23 protein-coding genes are annotated in these 19,928 nt (G+C 69.5%); 18 read left to right on the forward strand and 5 right to left on the reverse strand.

Features of this window, described 5'->3' with window-relative positions:
- Window positions 1-58 precede the first annotated feature (58 nt).
- Complete coding sequence (locus BKA15_RS25950) at window positions 59-1,024, forward strand: prenyltransferase (protein WP_179755787.1); 966 nt, start codon at window positions 59-61, stop codon at window positions 1,022-1,024.
- Here BKA15_RS25950 and BKA15_RS25955 read toward each other — a convergent pair.
- Entirely contained in the window at window positions 988-2,052 is a 1,065-nt protein-coding gene (locus tag BKA15_RS25955; protein WP_179755790.1) for an AF_0692 family protein, read from the reverse strand. The genes BKA15_RS25950 and BKA15_RS25955 overlap by 37 nt on opposite strands.
- A 78-nt stretch (window positions 2,053-2,130) precedes the next feature.
- Here BKA15_RS25955 and BKA15_RS25960 point away from each other — a divergent pair, with 78 nt between their 5' ends.
- Genes BKA15_RS25960 through BKA15_RS25970 form a run of 3 tightly spaced genes read left to right on the forward strand, consistent with a single transcriptional unit; the run spans window position 2,131 to window position 4,564 of the window.
- A complete protein-coding gene (locus tag BKA15_RS25960; protein ID WP_179755793.1) occupies window positions 2,131-2,751 on the forward strand; it encodes a TetR/AcrR family transcriptional regulator in 621 nt (206 codons plus the stop codon).
- Window positions 2,748-3,764, forward strand: a complete 1,017-nt coding sequence (locus BKA15_RS25965; protein WP_179755796.1) for a glycoside hydrolase family 113 protein — start codon at window positions 2,748-2,750, stop codon at window positions 3,762-3,764. The genes BKA15_RS25960 and BKA15_RS25965 overlap by 4 nt, the downstream gene beginning before the upstream one ends.
- Before the next feature lie 2 nt (window positions 3,765-3,766).
- Entirely contained in the window at window positions 3,767-4,564 is a 798-nt protein-coding gene (locus tag BKA15_RS25970) for a CPBP family intramembrane glutamic endopeptidase (RefSeq protein ID WP_179755799.1), read from the forward strand.
- A 6-nt stretch (window positions 4,565-4,570) separates the two neighbouring features.
- Here BKA15_RS25970 and BKA15_RS25975 read toward each other — a convergent pair whose 3' ends face one another.
- Window positions 4,571-5,377 (reverse strand): class I SAM-dependent methyltransferase, encoded by an 807-nt coding sequence (locus BKA15_RS25975; RefSeq protein WP_179755801.1) that lies wholly within the window; start codon window positions 5,375-5,377, stop codon window positions 4,571-4,573.
- A 38-nt stretch (window positions 5,378-5,415) separates the two neighbouring features.
- Entirely contained in the window at window positions 5,416-6,549 is a 1,134-nt protein-coding gene (locus tag BKA15_RS25980; protein WP_179755805.1) for a CobW family GTP-binding protein, read from the reverse strand.
- 55 nt (window positions 6,550-6,604) lie between these two features.
- On the opposite strand from BKA15_RS25980, the gene rpmG reads away from it, so the two are divergent.
- The 3 genes from rpmG to BKA15_RS25995 all read left to right on the forward strand — a co-directional run bounded on the left by rpmG (window position 6,605) and on the right by BKA15_RS25995 (window position 7,875).
- A complete protein-coding gene (rpmG, locus tag BKA15_RS25985) occupies window positions 6,605-6,772 on the forward strand; it encodes a 50S ribosomal protein L33 (protein ID WP_179755808.1) in 168 nt (55 codons plus the stop codon).
- Window positions 6,773-6,776: 4 nt separating this feature from the next.
- Window positions 6,777-7,082: a 30S ribosomal protein S14 gene (rpsN, locus tag BKA15_RS25990; protein ID WP_179755812.1), complete on the forward strand. Its 306-nt coding sequence runs from the start codon at window positions 6,777-6,779 to the stop codon at window positions 7,080-7,082.
- Window positions 7,083-7,146: 64 nt separating this feature from the next.
- A complete protein-coding gene (locus BKA15_RS25995; RefSeq protein WP_179755815.1) occupies window positions 7,147-7,875 on the forward strand; it encodes a GAF and ANTAR domain-containing protein in 729 nt (242 codons plus the stop codon).
- Here the strand turns inward: BKA15_RS25995 and BKA15_RS26000 are convergent.
- A complete protein-coding gene (locus BKA15_RS26000) occupies window positions 7,872-8,147 on the reverse strand; it encodes a hypothetical protein (protein WP_179755818.1) in 276 nt (91 codons plus the stop codon). The two genes, BKA15_RS25995 and BKA15_RS26000, sit on opposite strands and share 4 nt — an antisense overlap.
- Window positions 8,148-8,390: 243 nt before the next feature.
- On the opposite strand from BKA15_RS26000, the gene BKA15_RS26005 reads away from it, so the two are divergent.
- The 4 genes from BKA15_RS26005 to BKA15_RS26020 all read left to right on the forward strand — a co-directional run bounded on the left by BKA15_RS26005 (window position 8,391) and on the right by BKA15_RS26020 (window position 14,100).
- Window positions 8,391-10,730 (forward strand): glycoside hydrolase family 43 protein, encoded by a 2,340-nt coding sequence (locus BKA15_RS26005; protein WP_179755821.1) that lies wholly within the window; start codon window positions 8,391-8,393, stop codon window positions 10,728-10,730.
- The gene (locus BKA15_RS26010; RefSeq protein ID WP_179755823.1) at window positions 10,727-11,749 is read left to right on the forward strand and encodes a LacI family DNA-binding transcriptional regulator; all 1,023 of its coding nucleotides are present in this window, start codon (window positions 10,727-10,729) and stop codon (window positions 11,747-11,749) included. Before BKA15_RS26005 ends, BKA15_RS26010 begins: the two co-directional genes overlap by 4 nt.
- A gap of 306 nt (window positions 11,750-12,055) precedes the next feature.
- Complete coding sequence (locus tag BKA15_RS35005; RefSeq protein WP_312879710.1) at window positions 12,056-13,333, forward strand: GmrSD restriction endonuclease domain-containing protein; 1,278 nt, start codon at window positions 12,056-12,058, stop codon at window positions 13,331-13,333.
- 11 nt (window positions 13,334-13,344) lie between these two features.
- Window positions 13,345-14,100, forward strand: a complete 756-nt coding sequence (locus tag BKA15_RS26020; protein ID WP_218871571.1) for a potassium channel family protein — start codon at window positions 13,345-13,347, stop codon at window positions 14,098-14,100.
- Window positions 14,101-14,160: 60 nt separating this feature from the next.
- Here BKA15_RS26020 and BKA15_RS26025 read toward each other — a convergent pair whose 3' ends face one another.
- Window positions 14,161-14,802, reverse strand: coding sequence for an FMN-binding negative transcriptional regulator (locus BKA15_RS26025; RefSeq protein ID WP_179755829.1), 642 nt, complete (start codon window positions 14,800-14,802; stop codon window positions 14,161-14,163).
- Window positions 14,803-14,880: 78 nt separating this feature from the next.
- Between BKA15_RS26025 and BKA15_RS26030 the strand changes: the two genes are divergently transcribed.
- The 7 genes from BKA15_RS26030 to BKA15_RS26060 all read left to right on the forward strand — a co-directional run bounded on the left by BKA15_RS26030 (window position 14,881) and on the right by BKA15_RS26060 (window position 19,853).
- On the forward strand, window positions 14,881-15,786 hold the full coding sequence (locus BKA15_RS26030) for an SDR family oxidoreductase (protein ID WP_179755832.1): 906 nt from the start codon (window positions 14,881-14,883) through the stop codon (window positions 15,784-15,786).
- Window positions 15,786-16,364: a TetR/AcrR family transcriptional regulator gene (locus BKA15_RS26035; protein ID WP_179755834.1), complete on the forward strand. Its 579-nt coding sequence runs from the start codon at window positions 15,786-15,788 to the stop codon at window positions 16,362-16,364. Before BKA15_RS26030 ends, BKA15_RS26035 begins: the two co-directional genes overlap by 1 nt.
- Before the next feature lie 330 nt (window positions 16,365-16,694).
- Window positions 16,695-17,792, forward strand: a complete 1,098-nt coding sequence (locus tag BKA15_RS26040; RefSeq protein WP_179753176.1) for an integrase core domain-containing protein — start codon at window positions 16,695-16,697, stop codon at window positions 17,790-17,792.
- Complete coding sequence (locus BKA15_RS26045; RefSeq protein WP_179753174.1) at window positions 17,789-17,932, forward strand: hypothetical protein; 144 nt, start codon at window positions 17,789-17,791, stop codon at window positions 17,930-17,932. The genes BKA15_RS26040 and BKA15_RS26045 overlap by 4 nt, the downstream gene beginning before the upstream one ends.
- Window positions 17,929-18,177 (forward strand): hypothetical protein, encoded by a 249-nt coding sequence (locus BKA15_RS26050; RefSeq protein ID WP_179753172.1) that lies wholly within the window; start codon window positions 17,929-17,931, stop codon window positions 18,175-18,177. The genes BKA15_RS26045 and BKA15_RS26050 overlap by 4 nt, the downstream gene beginning before the upstream one ends.
- Before the next feature lie 489 nt (window positions 18,178-18,666).
- A complete protein-coding gene (locus BKA15_RS26055; RefSeq protein WP_179755836.1) occupies window positions 18,667-18,888 on the forward strand; it encodes a hypothetical protein in 222 nt (73 codons plus the stop codon).
- Window positions 18,885-19,853, forward strand: a complete 969-nt coding sequence (locus BKA15_RS26060; RefSeq protein ID WP_179755839.1) for a phosphotransferase family protein — start codon at window positions 18,885-18,887, stop codon at window positions 19,851-19,853. Before BKA15_RS26055 ends, BKA15_RS26060 begins: the two co-directional genes overlap by 4 nt.
- The last annotated feature ends 75 nt before the right edge of the window (window positions 19,854-19,928 follow it).

The raw sequence follows: 19,928 nt of genomic DNA on the forward strand, positions 1-19,928 counted from the left end.
GTGTGATCGAGTCCTGGGCCGGCAGAGCGCCGGCCGGACCTGGCCAGGAGGGACCGTGGTGATCATCGGATCGGAGACGCCGGAGGCGACGCGGCGACCGCTGAGTGGTGCTTCGGCGATCGGCGTCCGGCACCGGGCGGCCGCCCTGCTCGCCATGGCGCGGCCGCAGTTCTGGCTCGTCTCGCTGGTCGCCCTGCACCTGGGTTTCGTGCTGGCGACGAGGCGACTGGTGCCGACCGGGGCCGAGGCGGCGACGCTGGCGTACGCCGGGCTGATCGCCGGTCCGCTGATCTGGCTGGCCGTCTTGGCGATCAACGATGCCCATGATCAGGGGACCGACCGGCGCAATCCGCGGAAAGCCGGCGCGCCGCTGGTCACCGGCGTCCTCGACCGGCGCCAGGCGATCGCGATCGGGATCGTCTCGGGTGCGGTGGCCGTGCTGGCCTCGATCCCGCTCGGCGGGCTGTTCACCCTCGGCGTGGGCCTGACCGTCCTGCTCGGCTGGGCGTACAGCACGCCGCCGCTGCGGCTCAAGGCCCGGCCCGGCGTCGACGTCGCGCTCAACGCGTTCGCCGTCGCCGTCCTCGGGCCGCTCGGCGGCTGGGTCGCCCTGACCGGAACGATCACCGGCTTCCCGTGGCCGATGGCGCTGATCGGCTCGCTCGCGGTCGCCGCGCTCTACCTGCCGACCACCCTGGTCGATCGGCAGGCCGACCGTGCCGCGGGGGCGCGAACGACCGCGGTCGCGCTCGGGGAGCGGGCGACGTTCGAGCTGGGCTTCGCGTTGTGGGCCGGCAGCGCCGTGGTCGCGGCCGTCCTGGCGGCCACCGGCACGGTCCTCGACTCCTCCCTGCTGCCGCTGCACTTGATCATGGCGCCGATCCTGCTGGTCACCTACCGGGTGCTGCTGCGGCACCGGCCCGGCTTCGGCGCGATCACGATCGTGGCGGCGACCTTTCTGGTGCCGTGCACCGCCTTCGTGCTGACCTACTGCGGCGTGATCACGGGCTTCGGCGCCCCCTGATCTTGCCGCAGCATTCGGTGCTGGATCGACCAACCGGTCCCGGTCAGCACCGCGACCAGGAGCAGGAGGGTGAGGTTGCTGCCGTACTTCGCCGCGAGATCGACCTCGCCCAACGGGGTGACCAGGAAGGCGGTGCCGGCGACGGCGAACAGGTAGCCGGCGGCCGCGGCGAGCTGGTGGACCGGTGACCATCCGGGCGAGCCGGACCACCGCACCATGATCACCAGCCAGAGCACCGTGGTGGCGACGGCGAACAGCGTGGGCGGCCACGAGTTCCACATCGGATGGACGGGGCTGAGCGCGGCGAGGACCGGACGTGGTGCGATCAGCACCAGGCTGATCAGCGCGACGCCGAGCGGGCTCGCCGGCGACCCTGGCTCGGGCGGCGTGCCCGGAGCGGGCAGTCGGAACGCCAGCCAACACAGCAGGACGACCGCAACCAGGGTCCCGATCATCTGCGCGGGCGTCGGCTGCCAGCCCTCTGTCAGAACATGATCGACGGCGACGTAGCCGGCCGCGGCGAGCCAGCTCAGGACGATGACGATCAGGCCGGGGAGCCGCAGCCAAGGCCGCTCCCGCGCCCGGCCGGACAGGGCTTCGGCGACGGCGACCGGTGCATACACGCTGCCGAACGCATGCAGGGCCGTGAAGTGGAACAGCATGAACGCGCTGGTGCCGAGCGGGGCCAGCAGGGTGGGCGCCCGGACCGCTTCCCAGTAAGGGATGTCGCGGTAGGCCGGATTGAACAGGCCCTGATCGATCAGGCCGGCCTGGAGCAGACCGAACGCGGCGCCGAGTACCAGGATCGACGGCCAGCCCCGACCGGTGCGGCGAACCAGCTCCCGGATCAGCAGCGCCGGAGCGCCGTACAGCGGCGCGAAGACGACCAGCCCGAACACCATCGCGAACGGGTCGCCGGCGATCGTGTCATAGCCGATCAGGTACTCGGCGCTGACCGGGGCGAACCCGAACAGGAACAGAGCGAAGGGAAGTCGTCGGCCCTCTGACACCTTTGCTAGAGTGATCACTCTATTAATGTAACACCTTGTGGTGCTCTGCGGGTCGGGCCTCTTGGTGAATCAGGCCGATCGGCCTAGAATCAATTCATGCAGTCTGATTCCGGTTCGGTCGGCCGACGCAGCGGTACGTTCATCGAGGCGGCTCGCCGCGCCCAGATCATCGAGGCGGCGATCATCGCGGTCAACGAGCACGGCTATGCCGGGGCGTCGCTGAGCGTGATCGCGGCTCGGGCGGAGACGTCGAAGAGCGTGATCTCGTACCACTTCGACGGCAAGGAAGAACTGCTGGCCCAGGTGGTCGAGCAGGTGTACGGAGAGGTCGGCGAACTGATCGTCGCCGCGGTCGATGCCGCGGACGACTGGCCCGGCAAGCTCGCCGCCTATGTCCGCGCCGAGTTGGGCTACGTCCGTGATCACCGGGAGCGGATCCTGGCCGCCAACGAGATCGTGATCAGTCACCGCGACGCCGACGGCACCCCGCTCTACCTGCAGGGCGGCGACGAGGAAACCGCACTGCTCGAGCACATCCTGCAGCGCGGCCGGCGGGCCAAGGCGTTCGCACCGCTGGACGTCAAGGTCGCCGCCGTCACCATCGTGCATGCGATCGACGGCGCGATCACCGAATCACAACGGGATCCCGGCCTCGATCTCGATCGGTACGGCGACCGCCTGATCCCGCTCCTGCTCCGGGCGGTGGGCGCAGCATGACCGGGCACCCGCTGCCGCCGGTGCGGGGCATCGGCTACGACGCCGGCGTGCTCTACGAGGGCACGATGCCGTCGCGGCCGGGCTGGCGGTCCGAGGACATGCGCCGGGACCTGCGGGTGATCGCCGAGGAACTCGGCTGCAACGCCGTCATGATCATGGCGAGCGACCTGGACCGGCTGGTCGAGACCGGCCGCGCCGCCCGGGAACTCGGCCTGTCGGTCTGGCTGCAGCCGCGGCTGTTCGACGCCGATCCGCCCGCCGTGCTGGCCTTTCTGGGCGAGGCTGCGCGGCGGGCCGAGGAGCTGCGCCGGAGCCACGGCGAGGTCGGGCTGAACGTCGGCTGCGAACTGAGCCTGTCGATGAACGGCCTCGTTCCCGGCCGCAGCTTCATCCGGCGCGGCGCCCTGCTGCCGTGGTTCATCTGGCTCAAGCCCGTTTTCGATCTTCGGCTGAACCGCTTTCTCCGCCGCGCTGCGGCGCTCGCCCGGGAACGGTTCGGCGGGCCGCTGAGCTACGGCTCGGGCGATTGGGAGTCGGTGGACTGGGGCCCGTTCGACTTCATCGGCCTCGACTACTACCGCGACGCCGGGAACCGGTGGCGGTTCAAGTCCGACGTCACCCGGCACACCCGGTCGGGCAAGCCGGTGTTGATCACCGAGTTCGGTTGCTGCAGCTACACCGGAGCGGCGGCGCGAGGCGCCGGCGGCTTCCTGGTGGTCGACCATCGCCAGGACCCGCCGACGGTGCCGGCCGGCCTGGCCCGCAACGAGCAGGAGCAGGCCGACTACCTGACCGAGTCGCTGGACCTGTTCGCCCGGGCCGGTGTCCACGGCACCTTCGTGTTCGCGTTCAGCGAGCCGAGCATGCCGTACTCCGAGGATCCCGCTCACGACCTGGATCTGGCCAGCTTCGGGATCGTCCGGGTGCTGCCGCGAGACGACGAGACCGAACCCGAACGCTGGGTACCCAAGGTGGCCTTCGGCACCCTGGCCCGCCGCTACCGAGAGGGATGATCATGGATTCCGACACCGCTCGACGATGGCCGCTGCCGTTGCGGATCGCGCTTCCGGTGCTCGGCGCGCTGGCCGTGGCTACTCCGGCCCGGATCATCGGCGGGCCGGTCGCGGCGATGATCGGCGGAGTGGTGATCGCCGGGCTGGCCCTGCTCACCCTCCGGGTGCTCGACCGGCGGGACTACCGCGAAGCCGGCCTGGTCCGGCCCGGGCTGGCCTGGCGCCACCTGCTGCTCGGTTTCCTGGCCTGGCTGGTCCCGAGCGGTGCCGTGATCATCGTGCTCGTCGTCGCCGGTCAGGTCGGGCTGCGGGTTCCGGACGGGGCGGCCTGGCTCGGCCCGGTGGCTGTCCAGCTCGCCGTGATCATGGTCGGCCAGGTGCTGCCGTACGAGTTGATCTTTCGCGGGTCGGTCCTGAGCAACCTCGCTGAGCGGTACGGCGGCTGGGGGTTGATCATCCGCCAGGGCCTGCTCTACGGCGCCTTCCTGACCTGCCTGCGCCTGGCCACCGGCGTACCGTCGGTGATCACCCTGTTGCTGGACGCCACATTCGCGGTCTGTGTCGGGATCGCGCTGGGCTACGCCCGGGCGGTCAGCGGCAGCGTCTGGGTCTCGGCCGGCCTGCACCTGGCGTACCTGATCGTCACCGCGCTGATCGGCGACCCCACCCTCGGCCTGGTGGATCGGCCACTGGATTGGTGGCCGGCGCTGTTCGCGTACGGCGTGGTGCCGTTCGGGGTCGGGCTGGCCTGCGTCGAGACCCTGGTACGGCAACGCCCGCAGCTCATCTCCCGGGTCTGACCGGGCTCATTCCGGAGCGGGTACGGTGCCGCTGCCGATCAAGGTCGTGGCGTCGATCTCGGTGATGCCGTCGGCGGCCAGGGTGGCCAGATAGCGGTCCCGGACCGACCGGGTCTGATCGTCGGTCAGGCCGGTGATCGCCGACCGGTAGCCCGAACCCGTGATGATCAGCCAGGCCAGGTCCTCGGTCAGGTCGAGCCGGCGGTCGTCGGTGATCACCGACACCTCGGCCAGGCCGAGGCTCTCGAGCCAGGCCGCGTACGGTTCCGCCTCGTTGACCTTGTCGATCAGGTGCGGCTTGCGCTTCGTCACCGGAGCACCGGTGACCGTGTTGACGGCGCGAGCGAGGTGCTCGCCCGGTGCCTCCATCGCTCCGCGCCGCCAGATCGTGAAGCCGACCCGGCCGCCGGGCCGGGCCATCCCGATCAGCCGGCGCGTGCCGGCCTCCATGTCGGGGAAGAAGAAGATGCCGAGCGCGGCCTGCACCACGTCGTAGCCGTGCCCGGTCCAGCCGACGACGTCGGCGACGTGGCCGTGCAGCTGGGGGAGGGCGGCCGCGTGGACGATGTCGATCATGGGCGGGGAGACGTCGACCGCGTCGACGGAGCCGTCCGTGCCGACGGCGTGCGCAGCGGGGATAGCCGACGCTCCCGTACCGCAGCAGGCGTCCAGCACGCGATCGCCGGGGCGCGGCCCGGTCGCGGCGACGGTGGCCCGGCCGATCGGGCACCAGAGGTGCCGGCCGAGCGCGTCGAAGTCGGCCGCGGCGGCGTCGAACCCGCGGCGGTAGTCGGTCGGTGAGTCTGCGGCCATCGGTCAGCTCCTACCGGGAGTCACGATCATGATCATGGTCAGGCGGCGGAGCTCGCCGTGCCGAGCCAGGGGTCGAAGCCGTCGTCGACGCCGCGCCAGCGGTCCAGGTCGCCGAGTTCCCGATCGGTCATCAGGATCGTGGCGAAGGCGTCGCGGATACGCTCTCGTTCCGTCGGGTCGACGCCGGTGATCGTGAGCGCGGTGCCCGGCATCCGGTCGCCCCACGGCCCGTGGATGCCGACGCTGAGTTGGCCTCCGGAGCCGTCCCAGACGCAGGCGACCCCGGGTCGGCTGGGCAGCCAGAAGTGTCCGCGGGCCCGGATCAGGCCGGTGCCGAGGTCCTCCAGCCGCGCCATCAGCCGCTGCGGTTCGAACGGTCGGCCGGACTGCAGGACCAGCGTCCAGACTCCGTCGGCGTCCGGTTGCGGCCGGCCGGCGGGCTGCAGCGGATGGATTCTGGCCCGGGCCAGTCCGGTGTCGTGCCGGCGGACGATCAGGTCGGCGACGTCGATCCGGTGCGGACTGGCCAGGAAGGCCGACGAGCACAGCAGCCGGCGGAGGAGGCCGACACTCTGGCGGCCGGAGTTGCCGACGGCCAGCACTGCGTCCGCGTACTCCACCTGAGCGCACACCGCCTCGCCGACCGACCGGCGGTCCCGGGGGCCGTGGGCCAGGTCGCGTTCGTCGAGCAGGTCGTCGCCGAGAATGTCGTGGACCGCGGTCGCGCCGTCGACGGCGGCGACCACCGGAGCGAGTCTGATCCCGACCAGCCGGCCGTCCCGGACCGCGGTGTCGACGGCCGCCGCGACCGGTTCTGGCGGCGTGGCCAGGGGCAGCGCGAGCACGACGGTACGCCAGCGATCGATGTCCGTCAGCCGCGCCAGCGTCGCCAGCACGTCCTGCCGCAGCGTGCAGCCCAGGCAGCCGTGATCAAGGTCGACGAACTCGGCTTCGGCGGTCCCGTCGCGATCCGCGATCACTCGGCGCAGCGCCGGCTCGGGCCGGTCGACGGCCAGGTCGTAGCTGAGCTGGGCGGCGTCCGGCAGGTCGAGCAGGAACGTGGCCGCCGCGGACTGCCGCGCGACCGGGTCGACGGCGGCGATCATCGCGACCGAGAGGTACGGGCTGCTGTCGTTCATGATCGTCGCCTCCTGAGTAGCGAGTTGGTCCATCGCACTCTAATGAATATGATTGTCATATCCAAACGAATGGAAGCGGAGGTCGCCGATGGCTCGGCGCAACGAGGTGCGTCCGTTGATCAAGCTCAGGTCGACGGCGGGGACCGGCTACACGTACGTCACGAAGAAGAACAAGCGCAACGACCCGGACCGGCTGGTGCTGCGGAAGTACGATCCGCGGGTCCGGCGTCACGTCGAGTTCCGCGAGGACCGGTGATCCGGTGGCCAAACGCAGCAAGATCATCAAGAATCGGCAGCGTGCCGCGGTGGTCGAACGCTACCGAGACCGCCGCGCCGGCCTGAAGGCTCTGATCCGAAGCTCCGCCAGCACGGAAGCGGAGCGGGACCGGGCACGCCGCGAGCTGGCCCGGCTGCCGCGCGACAGCAGTCCGATCCGGTTGCGCAACCGTGACGCGGTCGACGGCCGACCGCGAGGCTTTCTGCGGATTGCGGGCCTCAGTCGGATCCGGTTCCGGGCCATGGCCCACCGGGGCGAACTGCCCGGCATCACCAAATCGAGTTGGTGACGCCCGGTCGGTTTGAACCGCGCCCCGGTGGGATAAGGGGTCAGCGAGTAGGTGAACCTGCCCCATGGTCTCGCGAGAGGTACGTCTCGGGCACCTCTTCGTCAGACTCGCCGACAGCCTGGTCAGGGACCTCGATGTCGTCGAACTCCTGGACGAACTGGTCGCCCGCTGCACCGACCTGCTCGACGCCGAGAGCGCGGCCCTGATCCTGGCCGATGAGCAGGGCGTGCTCCGGGTCCTGGCGGCCTCCTCGGCGCAGGCCTGGTCGCTCGAGGAACTGGAACTGCGGCAGCAGGACGGGCCGTGCCTGGATTGCTACCACTCGGGCGAGCCCGTCGTCGCCACCGTGGCAGCCGATCAGCCTGAGCGCTGGCCGGTGTTCGCGGCTGCGCTGCGCCGGCTGCGGCTGGGCCCGACCTACGCGCTCCCGCTGCGGCTTCGTGGCCGGACCATCGGCACGCTGAAACTGGTCGCTGTTCCCGATCATCCGCTTCCCGATGATCAACTTCAGGTTGCCCAGGCCCTCGCCGACGTCACGACGATCACGATCCTGCAGCAGCGGGCGAACCAGGCGAGCGAGCGCCTGGTCGCGCAGTTGCAGGTCGCCCTGAACAGCCGGATCGCCATCGAGCAGGCGAAGGGCGTCACGGCTCAGGCGCTCGGAGTCTCCACGGACCGGGCCTTCACGGTGCTGCGTGATCATGCCCGTCGGTCCCGGGAATCCCTGACGGACGTTGCCCAGCGGATCGCCGCCGGGCACCTCAGCCCGGAAGTCCTGGCCGAGGACCGTTAGTGTCGTGAGTCAGAGCCTGTTGCGGATTCGGCGCCGTCGGGCGACCCGTTGCCGGTCTGACGGCGGTCGGCCGCGGCCTCGAAGGTCGCTCGGCGCAGATCCTTGATCACCTCGTCCAGTACGTCCACCACGGATTCGATGCGTTCGGCGACCCCGTCGCCGGCGAGGTTGGACGCCGCCGACAGTTCGAAGGCGACTCGGGTCAGCTGCTGGATGACCCGTTGATGAAGGCCGGTCTGACCGTCCAGCGCATCATGATCATGGGTCGTCATCGATCCACACTTCCGGCGCCGTCCGGCCGTCCGACGGGTTTCACGGGCACACCACACCCCCAAGGAGTCGTTCACGAGCCGGGGTCCGGGGCCTGGAGTCCGTACTTTATCGCCCAGGAATCCCACCCGTACAGAGTTTCCTTCCGGCGCTGGATTCCGCGGCGGTCGGCCGGCTCTGGACATCGGTTCTACAACGTAGTAGACATCGTTGTAGATCTGGAGCTGCAAAGGGGAGGGGTTCCGGTGGTTGCTCGAAGGGCGAAGCCGTACTGCGTCGTCACGGTTGCCGTGCTGGTCGGGTTGAGTTTGATCTTGGCCGTGGCGGGTTCGCCGCAGCCGCGGGCGTCGGCCGAGTCGCCGCCGGCCTTCACCAATCCGGTCGGCGGTGAGACGATTCCCAACTTCGCCGATCCGACCATGATCAGGGGTCGCGACGGCTACTGGTACGCCTATGCGACGGGCGATCCGCTGTTCCCCGGTGATCACTACCGCAGGTTGATGATCGCCCGGTCGGCCGACCTGGTCCGGTGGGAGTACGTCGGCGACGTGTTCACCGAGAAGACGGAGCCGCGCTATGACGGGTTCGGCGACGAGGCCAACCGGTTGTACTGGGCGCCCGACATCGAGTACGTCGACGGGCGCTACCTGCTCTACTACTCGTACGTGGTGAACGCCGGAGTCGACCGGCACTGGCGGGCCATCGGGGTCGCGACGGCCCCGGCACCGCAGGGGCCCTGGACGGACTCCGGCGCGTACGTGACCGGGCCGGAGACCTGGGAGCCGGTGCCCGGGACCCAGGCGTGGCGGAACGTGATCGATCCGGAAGTGGTCGCGACGCCGGACGGCACCCGGTATCTCTACTACGGCTCCGTCGACGGCGGGGTGCGGGTGGTGCCGCTGTCCGCCGACGGGCTGACCGCGGTCGGCGAGCCGGTCCAGGTCACCCTGGAGAACCGCTACGAGGCCGCGCACCTGGTGTACCGGGACGGCTTCTACTACCTCTTCCTCTCCGCGATCGGCGGATGCTGCGCAGGGCCGGCCTCCGGCTACCCGGTTCACGTCGGCCGGGCGCGCAGTCCGCTCGGTCCCTTCCTTGATCGCGACGGTCACTCCGTGCTGGGCCGGCATGCTGGCGGCACCCCGGTCCAGGTGCCGACCGGCAACCGATGGGTCAGCGTCGGCCACAACACGCTGGCCACCGACCTGGCCGGGCAGCAGTGGCTGGTCACGCACGCGATCGACCGCAGCAACCCTTATCTGCAAGGAAGCCTGAACCGCAGGCAGCTGGTGATCAGCCGGCTGGACTGGGTCGACGGCTGGCCCACGACGAACGGCGGCCGCGGGCTGCTGGACGGGCCGCAACCGGCGCCGAGCATGGTCGCTACGACGGCCGCCGCGTTCGAGGACGGCACCCTGTCGCCGCGGGTGTGGCAGCCGCGGCCGGGCTGGACGGTCGGCCGGGAGCCGGCCGGCGGCTTCCTCAGCAGCCCTCCCGGTCGCCAGGCACTGGGCGCGACGCGACTGACCCGGGGCGACGTCCGGCTCCGCGGCGCGGTCCGGCACGGAGATCCCGGGCAGGGCTCGGCCGGCCTGAGCCTCACCCGCGGCGATCTCACCGTCGAGGCGGTGATCGATCGCGACACGGAGTCGTTCGTGATCATGGTGCGGCGGGACGGCAGGGTCGGGGAACGCCGGGCGCTGCCGCTGCCGGCCGGCTTCCGCTACGACGACTGGCACGAGCTCGAGCTCCGGATCCGTGGCCGGCACCTGGAGGCGACGGTCACCGATCACGGCCTCGATGATCCGCTGGCGGCCGCCGAGCTGTCGCTGCCGCCCACTTCGGGCGGCGGGCGGCTCGACCTGATCAGCAACGGCGCGGCCGCCGACTTCGACGACATCACCGCCGCGCCGCTGTACGTCCCGGTCACGACGAAGGTTCCGGACCCGGCCGTCGGCGAGCCGCTCCCCGGCGCCGGCGACGAATTCGATCATGGTCTCGGCTCCGGCTGGCAACCGCTGCGCGATCCCGCCGCGGAGGTCGGCGCCGGCCGGCTGACCCTGCCGGTGCAGGAGGCCGCCGAGCTGATCGACCAGCGGCCGGTCCCCGACGACGGCGCCGCGCTGCTGCTGCGCCAGCCGCCCGACGGGGACTGGACCGTGGAGACCAAGATCACCGTGCCGTACGGCGAGGGCTATCCGGCCGCCTGGCCGCAGGCCGGACTGATCGCGTACGCCGGCGATGATCACTTCGTGAATCTCAGCTACGCAGCGGCGCGGCGGACCCGGCATGTCGCGTTCGGCACGGAGCTGCCCTGGGACGGCCGGGTGGTGTACGGCGACGCCCGTCTCGGCCCGACCACGGGCGACACGGTGTGGCTGCGGCTGCGCCACGAGACCGACCCGGCCACCGGCGAGCACCACTACCGGGCCGCGACCAGCGTCGACGGTGATCACTGGGTCTGGCACGGGGTGCGCACCCTGCCCGCCGGGCCGACGCCCCGGATCGGCCTGGCCGCGTTCGGGGCCGCGCCTGGGGCCAGACTGACCGCGACCTTCGAGTACGTACGCTTCCTGGCATCATGAGCGCGACGATCAAGGACGTGGCCCGGCTGGCCGGGGTGTCGATCAAGACGGTCTCCAACGTGCTGAACGACTATCCGCACCTGACCGTCGAGACCCGGGGCAAGGTCGAGCGGGCGCTGGCCGAGCTGGACTACCGGCCCAACCTCGCCGCCCGCAACCTGCGCCGCGGCCGGACCGGGGTGATCGCGCTGGCGCTGCCGACCTTCGGCAGCCCCTACTTCGCCGAACTCGCCGACCTGATCGTCCGTGAGGCCGCGGGACAGCAGCTGACCGTGCTGATCGAGTCCACCGATGGCGAGCTGCAGCGCGAGCGAAACGTCGCGGAGGGTTTCCACAGCAGGTTTCTGGACGGCGTCATCCTGCAACCCTGGTCCGTCTCCGACCGCTTCCTCCGGGCCCGGACCGACCAGACGCCGCTGGTCCTGCTCGGCGAAGGGCGGGTCCGGACGGCCGACAGCGTCGCCGTCGACAGCCGGGCCGTCGCCACCGCCGCCGTTGATCATCTTCTCGGACTGGGCCGCCGCCGGATCGGCGTCATCGGGTCACCGCAGCAGGGCGCGGCCGGCCGGCAGCGGCTGGAGCCGGCCCGGCGCTATGCCGGCTACCGGACCGCACTGGAGGCGGCCGGGCTGCCGTACGACGAGACCTTGATCAGCACCGTCGACGGTGACCACACGCCCGAGCGCACCGCCGAAGCCGTGGCCAGCCTGCTCACCCGGGCCCCCGACCTGGACGCGATCTTCTGCTTCAACGACCGGCTCGGCGTGGCGACGCTCCGCGCGCTGACCAGCCGCGGGGTCCGGGTTCCGGACGACGTCGCCGTGATCGGGATCGACGACATCGAAGCCGCCCGGACCGTCACCCCGACCCTGTCCACGATCGCCCCCGACAAGGGGGAGATCGCCCGCGCTGCGGTACGGATGCTGACCGAACGGATCGCCGGCGCAGCCGAAGCGGCCCGCCACCTCACCGTCGACTTCACCGTCGTCGCCCGGGAGAGCACCGGCCGGGCGAACTGACCGATTCCGACGATTCCGGGGCCGCTGGGACCGCCGGGGGGACACTGCGCTGCTCGACGGGCTTGGGACTTAAGACCTCAATCCAACACAGGTTGCCCGTTTTCGGCTCAATGGTCTGGGCCGCGGCTTAACCTGTTCGAGCTTCAACAAAAGGGGGCGAAGCAAGTCGCCGTTTCGGCGCACCCAGAACCAACCCTGTAGAAGACCCTCGCCTGGCGGGCTGCAACCCGGCCAGGCGAGGTAACCCACCCACAGATCTGGCTGCGGGTGGGCTCCACCAACCGACCAAAGCGGAGTCGATTGATCGTGCATAACCCTACCCAACCTGGCTGGAATCCCGACCCTGACCGCCCTGGGATGGAGCGGTACTTCGACGGAGCTAGGTGGACGAACCACATCCGGCAGAACGTCGACACGAAGGCTGCGACGAAGAGGAAGGTCAACGCCGTGCTTCTCGCGGCGGGAGCACCGATTGCTGCTCTGCTCGTCGTCGCGATGGTCATGACCGGGATCTCCGCGGCGACGGCACCTGTAGCTGCCGAACCTGCCCCCGTTGCCTCGGAGGCAACTCCCGCCGAGGCGCCCTCAGCCGAGCCGACACGGAGCTCGGCGCCTTCCGCATCGAAGGCTCCTGCCCCCACGCCGACACCGACTCGTGCAGAGCCGGCCGCGAAGCCCGGCACTGCGCTAGCCCTCCTGCAGGAACTCATCGTCAAGGGCCGGGCCCCGAAGACCGGATACGACCGCGACGAGTACGGCCAGCGCTGGAAGGACATCGACCGTAACGGATGCGGTCAGCGAGACGACGTGCTGCGGCGTGACCTTGAGGTGATCACCACCAAAGCGAATACCGATGGGTGTGTGGTGATCGCCGGAGCCCTCACCGATCCGTACTCCGGCGTGGTGATGAGCTTCGAGAAGGGCCAGGCCGGCATGGTCGAAATTGATCATGTGGTGTCGCTGTCCGATGCCTGGCAGAAGGGCGCACAGCAATGGACCGAGACGAAGCGGGAGAAGTTCGCGAACTCCTTCCTCAACCTGCGGGCGGTCACCGAGTCGTCGAACGCGAGCAAGAACGCCGGCGACGCCGCCACCTGGCTGCCCGCGATCAACCAGTGCGCCTATGTGGCCTGGCAGATCGCGGTCAAGCACGAGTTCGAACTGTGGGTCACCAAAGCCGAGCGCGACGCGATGTCTCGGGTCCTGACTGACTGTGTGGATGAGAAACCGCCCACACCGAAGGTGCTCACGCCCCCTGCACGGGACAAGACGACCGACGAGCCGGCGCCGAAGCCGAAGAAGACCGAGTCACCCAAGCCGAAGACGTCCGAGGAACCTCAACGCAAGAAGTCGGACGAGCCGAAGCCGGAGCACACCGAGAAGCCGAAGCCCAAGAAGACCGAAGAACCGCGCGAGGACGACGAGGACGAAGAAGAAGACGAGGAGGAGTCCGGACCGCAGGTGGTTCACCCGGGCTCGTTCTGCGGATCGGCGGGTGCCGAGGGCGTGAGCAAGAAGGGCGTGCCGATGGAGTGCAAGACCACTGACGAGGACGATCGGCTGCGCTGGCGCAGGGCCGACTGAAGAAGATGATCATGGAACTGACTCAGGGGTCCCGGTCGTCTCTGACCGGGCGTTGGGAGCGGGCCACAGAGTGGCCGTTGATGGTCGCGGCCGTCGCGTTCCTCGTCTCCTACGCGGTGCCGATCATTCGGCCCGAGATCGGGCTGTTCTGGGTCGAGCGATTCCAGTGGGCTTCGTGGGCGACCTGGGCGCTCTTCGCGGTCGACTACATCGCCCGGCTGGTCCTGGCAGAGGATCGGAAGGGGTACGCGCTGAAACACTGGTGCGACCTGTTGATCATCGCGTTGCCGCTGCTCCGACCGCTCCGGCTGCTGCGCCTGGTGTCGTTGCTCGAGATCCTGAATCGCAAGGCGTCGACAGGCCTCCGCGGTCGGGTGGCGGTGTATGTGGCCGGCGGCTCGGCGCTGATGGCGTTCTGCGGTGCGCTTGCCGTGCTCGATGCCGAACGGGAGAGCACGGAGGCGAACATCACCACGTTCGCCGATGCGTTGTGGTGGGCCCTCACCACCATGACAACCGTCGGATACGGCGACCGCTATCCGACCACGGACTCTGGCCGGCTCGCCGCGGCCGCGCTGATGATCGGCGGGATCACCTTGCTCGGCATCGTCACGGCAACTCTGGCGTCCTGGTTGGTGGAGAAGATCACGATCACCGAGAAGGAGCAGACCGCCGATCTGCGTGCCGAGATCCTGGCCCTGAACGAGAAGCTCGATCGGCTGTTGGTTGAGCGTACCGAGCAAGAGGCATCGTCATGGCGCAGTTGATCTTGTTGGCGCTGCTCTGGTTCACGGTGGTGATGGCCGTCATGGCGGATCGGAGCCCGCTCAGCCGCCGGCCCGACGCATCCAGTCGCCCAACCGGCGCCGGCCCTGATCGGGATCGGCGAGTGCCTGTTCGGTGACCAGGGTTCGCCGGTGTTCCGGCTGGTCCTGGCTCAGCTTGTACGTGCTCGCGGCGGACTCGACGGTCAGCTCGAAGGCGACGATGCCGCCGACGATCCGGTCGAAGAGGTCCCGCGACGGTTCCCGGTCCCAGCCGGGGTCGCGGTCCCGTTCGGTGGTGTCGATGGTCAGGTTGACCACGCGGAGCAGTGCTTCGTGATCATGGACGAGGGTGACCGGGCCGGTCAGGTGGACCGCGGTGTAGTTCCAGGTCGGGGCGGCCGGTTGGTCCGGATACTGGGTCGGCGAAACGTACCCGTGCGGGCCGTTGAAGATCAACAAGAGTCGGTCGCCGTCGGCGATCGTCCGCCACTGGTGGTTCTCTCGCGCCTGGTGGCCGATGATCCGGCAGCCTTCGAGCCCGGCCCGGGCCCGATCCCGGTCCGCGGGGTGGATCAGCATCGGCACGTGGGTCGCGAGCGGAACGCAGGCGTCGCTGCTGATCATGATCCCGAACGGGTTCTCGGTGATCAATCGGGCGTCCCAGCCTGGCTCGGAGGCCGCGAAGTGATCAGGGGTCCACACGGTGCCGTCCTTCGTCGGTCGGAGGCTCGCAGGATAGCCGAGCTTGTTTATAAATGAACGTTCGGTTATGGTCGGAGTATGAGTGAATCAGAACGTCCACTGACCGGGCGGGTGGCCCTGGTCACCGGAGCGACCCGCGGCTGCGGCCGTGCCATCGCCGTCGAACTCGGCGCGCTCGGCGCCACCGTGTACGGCACCGGCCGGTCGACCCGGGCCGGCCGGTCCCCGATCGACCGACCGGAGACGATCGAGGACACGGCCGAACGGGTGACCGCCGCGGGCGGCGACGGGATCGCCGTGCGCTGTGATCATTCCGATCGGGAACAGGTCGCGGCCCTGGTCGACCGGATCCGTCGTGATCATGGTCGGCTGGACATCCTGATCAACGACGTGTGGGGCGGGGATTCCTTCGTGGAGGAGAAGCCGCTCTGGGAGCACTCGCTCGATGCGACGATCTCGGTGCTGCGCAACGGCATCGAGACGCACTTGATCACCAACCACTACGCCATCCCCCTGGTGCTGGAGGGTACCGGGGGACTGGTGATCGAGGTCGGCGACGGCAAGGCGGACGTGCCGTACCGCGGCAACGTCGCCTACGACCTGGTCAAGGCGTCCGTGGTCCGGCTCGGTGCGGCGTTGGCCCATGAGCTGCGATCGCACGGCGTGACGGCCCTGACCGTGACGCCCGGCTGGCTGCGGTCCGAGGCGATGCTGGACCACTACGGCATCACCGAGGAGACCTGGCAGGAGCGGGCGGCGACGCTGCCGTACTTCGATCACTCGGAGACACCGCACTTGCTGGCCCGGGGGATCGCCGCGCTGGCCGCCGACCCGGACCGGGCCCGGTTCGCCGGCACCTGCCTCGGCTCCTGGGACCTGATGCGCGAGTACGACCTCGTCGACGCCGACGGCACCCGGCCGGACTGGGGCTCGGTGGACACGGCGGCCCGCCAGGTCGTGCTGGACAGCGGAATGCCGGCCTGATGCCCAGGCCGCGGACGGTCAGCGACGAGGACCTGCTGGACGCCGTGCTGGCGCTCGCGCACCGGATCGGCCCGAACCGGGTCACCTTCGCCGCAGTCGCCGCCGAGGTGGGGCTGTCGGCGGCGACCCTGGTGCAGCGCTTCGGCTCCAAGCGGGGCATGCTGCTCGCCGCCGACCGGCGCGGCGTCGACCTCTGGGTCGGGTCGCTGGACCGGCCGGAGTTCGAGTCGCCGCTGCGGCGGATCGAGGAGGGCCTGGCGGGTGCGGTCGCCGGGATCGACTCGCCGGAGGAGATGGCCAACTCGGTCGCCCTGCTCCAACTCGACCTCACCGACGCCGACTTCCACGCCGAGACCCTGCGTGGTGCCCGGGCGGTCCGGGCCGACGTCGAGCGGGAACTCGTCGCCGCGATGGACGCCGGCGAACTCCGACCCGGCACCGATCCCGCTGCGCTGGCGATCTTGATCGAGACCGTCTACCACGGCGCCCTGATCGGCTGGGCGATCCACCGCGAAGGCTCCCCTGCCGACTGGCTGCGCGGCCAGATCCGAGCCGTCCTCGCTCCGTACCGGAGCTGAGTGGCACAGAATTGCCGTTTGCTTCCCTCGGAACCGGGGAAATCGGGCCTCGCGAGGGCAGCAAACTGCAATTCTGTGCCACTCGCGAGCCTGGTGCGCAGTGGTGATTGGGGCTGCAGGTCAGCGGCGACCGGCTGGGCCCGGAACGACCGCCGAGAGCGCCGGAGCAGCCAACACCGCAAGATCTTTCGTGGCCGGCGACGAGGCAGCACCGAGCGGACGGAACGGGCAACGTCCGGATCGGATCCGCGGCTGTCCTGACTTGTGTTCGACCGGACAGTTATGTCTCGGGTTCGTCCGGACAGTTCGGACGAACGCATGCTGGCGTTCATGGCAGACAGGGTGGTCTCGGTGGACATTCGTGTTCAGATCGCGTTCTGGCCCGAGGACGCGCCGCGGGGCGCGGTCTCTCGGTTCTGTGAGCGGCACAAGCTGTCGCGGTCCTGGTTCTACGAACTCCGGGCTCGTGCTCGAGCGGAGGATCCGGCGGCGGCGGTCCAGCCACGTTCGCGGTCGTGGCCGCAGGGGCATCCGCTCGCGGTCGGGCTGGAGATCGAGGAGTTGGCGGTCCGGCTCCGGAAGGAGCTGAGGGATCAGGGCTGTGACTACGGACCGGTCTCGGTCCGGTTCCGGATGGACCGGCTGGGTGTGACGCCGCCGGCCGCGTCGACGCTGGCCCGGATCTTCTCCCGTCGCGGGATGGTGGTCCCGCAACCGCAGAAACGACCGCGGTCGGCGGTGCGACGGTTCGTGTTCGCGCTGGTGCATGAGTGCTGGCAGCTCGACGCGTTCGACTGGGTGCTGGCCGCTGACCGTGCGTGTGTGATCTTCCAGCTCGTGGATGATCATTCCCGGTTCATGATCGCCTCGCTCGCGGCGTGGGGTGAAACGGTGGAGGCGGCGATCCTGGTGGTCGACAGGGGTATCGCTGCGTTCCAGGTGCCGTGTCTGCTGCTCACCGATAACGGCAGCGCGTTGAATCAGACCCGGATCGGCCGGCGGAGCCGTCTGGTTGATCATCTGACCGGACTGGGGTGTCGTCCGATCACCGGCCGGCCGGGGCATCCGCAGACCCAGGGCAAGGACGAACGGGTTCATCAGACCGTGCAACGCTGGCTGAGAGCCCGGCCGAGGGCGACCTCGTTGGCCGAGTTGCAAGCACAGCTGGATCAGTTCGACCGCTACTACAACCACGACCGTGGCCATCAAGCCCTCGGCCTGCGCACACCGGCCGAGGTCATGGCCGCTGGGCCGGTCGCGGTCCCGCCGGTCCCGGCCCCACCGGCACCGGCACCGGCACGGCCGGCACGGTCGAAACAGCCCAGAGTCGCCGCGAACGGCAGCGTGCGGGTCGACGGTGTCCGGATCCAGCTCGGCCGTGAACATGCCAAGACCACCGTCACCACGATCAGCCCGGTCAGACCGTGACGATCTTCGATGGCCGAGGCCGCCACCTCCGGACCCAGGTCCTCGAACCCGGCAAGACCTACTACAGCAACGGACGGCCCCGCGGCGGCCGGCTGCCCCTGCTGATCCACCAACAACGACAACGCAAGGAACAACCATGATCAACAACGATCGTGAACCAGACGCCGCTGAACCAGACGAGACCAAGATCGACCTCCGCGACATCCACGGTCCAGGCTTCACCCAAGATCAATACCGGGCAGCCCTGGAAGCCGGCTACGAAACCGGCTGGTGGGACGACACCGGCCGGCCCGCACCCTGGCCCGACGACTTCCTCGACGAATCCAGCGGCTGGCAACCAGAACACGGCAGCCGCGACGCCACCGAGCGGTCCCAACCCTTCTAGCGGCTTCGGCCCAAACCCGCCACGCTGAAGCTGACCGCGAATCGGCAGGCGCCCGGAGACGAGGTCAAGGCTTGGCCGAAGGCCAACCCGAAGGGCCCCGGCCTTGACCACGACGAGGACGACGCCACCCTCCTCGCAGCTCCCGCGCGGCCCCGACCCTTGACCAACCACACCACCATCTGTCCACACTGACCTCGGACATACTGTCCGGACGAACCCGAGACATGACAGATCGGATCCGCGGCCAAAAGCGTCCGGTCGATGTCGGCAGGATCTGAGCGTCCGGCCACAGACCGCAAGATCTTCGGTGTGACCTCGGTCCGAGGCGCAGGGATCCGGATCCGGCGCGCCGCTTCGGGGATCCGCGGGGCGCCGGTTCCAGGCGGTCTGGCGTGGAGCACGCCACGGTGCTTCGCCGCGCGAGTCCGCAACAGGCTCTCGCCCCCAGGTCAACGGCAGGAACGGGCGCACGTTGCCGTAGCTGTCGTCGTGATCATGGAGCCTGCCCGGGAAGTGGGCCCATTCGATGAAGCACAGGCCGACGATGGCGGCTTTCGGCGTGGTGCCATCGCTGGCGATGAGCGCGATGGTCTGGTCCTTGGACGCGATCCGTCGGGTCCGGCCGAGCTCGAGCGGGTTACCGTGCTGATCAAGGATCTCCCTTGTCTATCGGGGATCTGCCCAGCGATCCGAGGAGGTGGCGGCGGGTGACCGAAACTGATCCGTCGGCGATCGACCGGATGCTGCGTCGCATCTTCGGCGGCGGGACGCGTTGGGAACGGGTGATGGAGGGGGTGTCGACCGAGGTCTACCGGATCGTGCACGGCACACAGCGGTTCTATCTCCGGTGGCCTGCGGGCGAGCGGTCCAGTTTCGCCGCCGAGGCCGCGGTCCACACCGAGTTGCGCAGGATCGGTGTGACGGTTCCCGAGATCCTGCACTGCGACTCGTTCGACGAGGACGTACTTCGTCCGGTCCTGATCACGTCGGAAATTCCCGGGCGGCCCATGATCGGTTATGGGTCGAATGGCGGCCGGATCATCGATGTCCCCGCTCCAGCGGACCTGTCGAGGATCTATCGAGCTGCCGGTCGCGACTTGGCGCTGGTGAATCAGGTCTCCGTCGAGGGCTTCGGCTGGATCCGGGATGATCATGGAGAGTGGCCGCTGCAAGCCGAACATCGTGACTTCGCGAGTTGGATCGGACGTTTCGACGCCGGGCCGCTACGGAACCTGGGTTTCGGCAGGGAAGCCGTGCGCGAGGTCGGACGGATCGTCGATGCGGAGTCGGCGGAGGCTCCTGCCCGAGGCCGGCTCGCGCACGGCGATTTCCACGTGTCTCATGTCTTTCATCAGGATGGCCGGTACTCGGGGATCATCGACTTCGGCGACATCCAAGGAAGTAACGGCTGGCACGACCTTGCCACCTTCCGGCTGTCCGACCCGGAACTCGACTCGGTGGAAGACGCGGCCGTGCCACACCTCGAGGCCGGTTACATCGAGGTGGCCGGCGAGGCGCCTGACTTCCGCGAGCGCGTCCGCGGCACCGCGGTGACGATCATGGCGGAACGCCTGACCCGCCAGCACCTGGCGGAGGGCGACGCTGCCCTGAGGCGCGGCTCGTTCCGGATCTTCCTGCACCATCTTCGCCGGCTGCTCGACGAGCCGGCCGGTTGATCGCCAACGCGGCTCGAGGATCGTGCGAAGGGACCAGCCAACCGATCAGCAGTCCGACGGCGAGCATGATCACTG

Source organism: Microlunatus parietis (assembly GCF_013407955.1).
GTDB classification, from domain to species: domain Bacteria; phylum Actinomycetota; class Actinomycetes; order Propionibacteriales; family Propionibacteriaceae; genus Microlunatus; species Microlunatus parietis.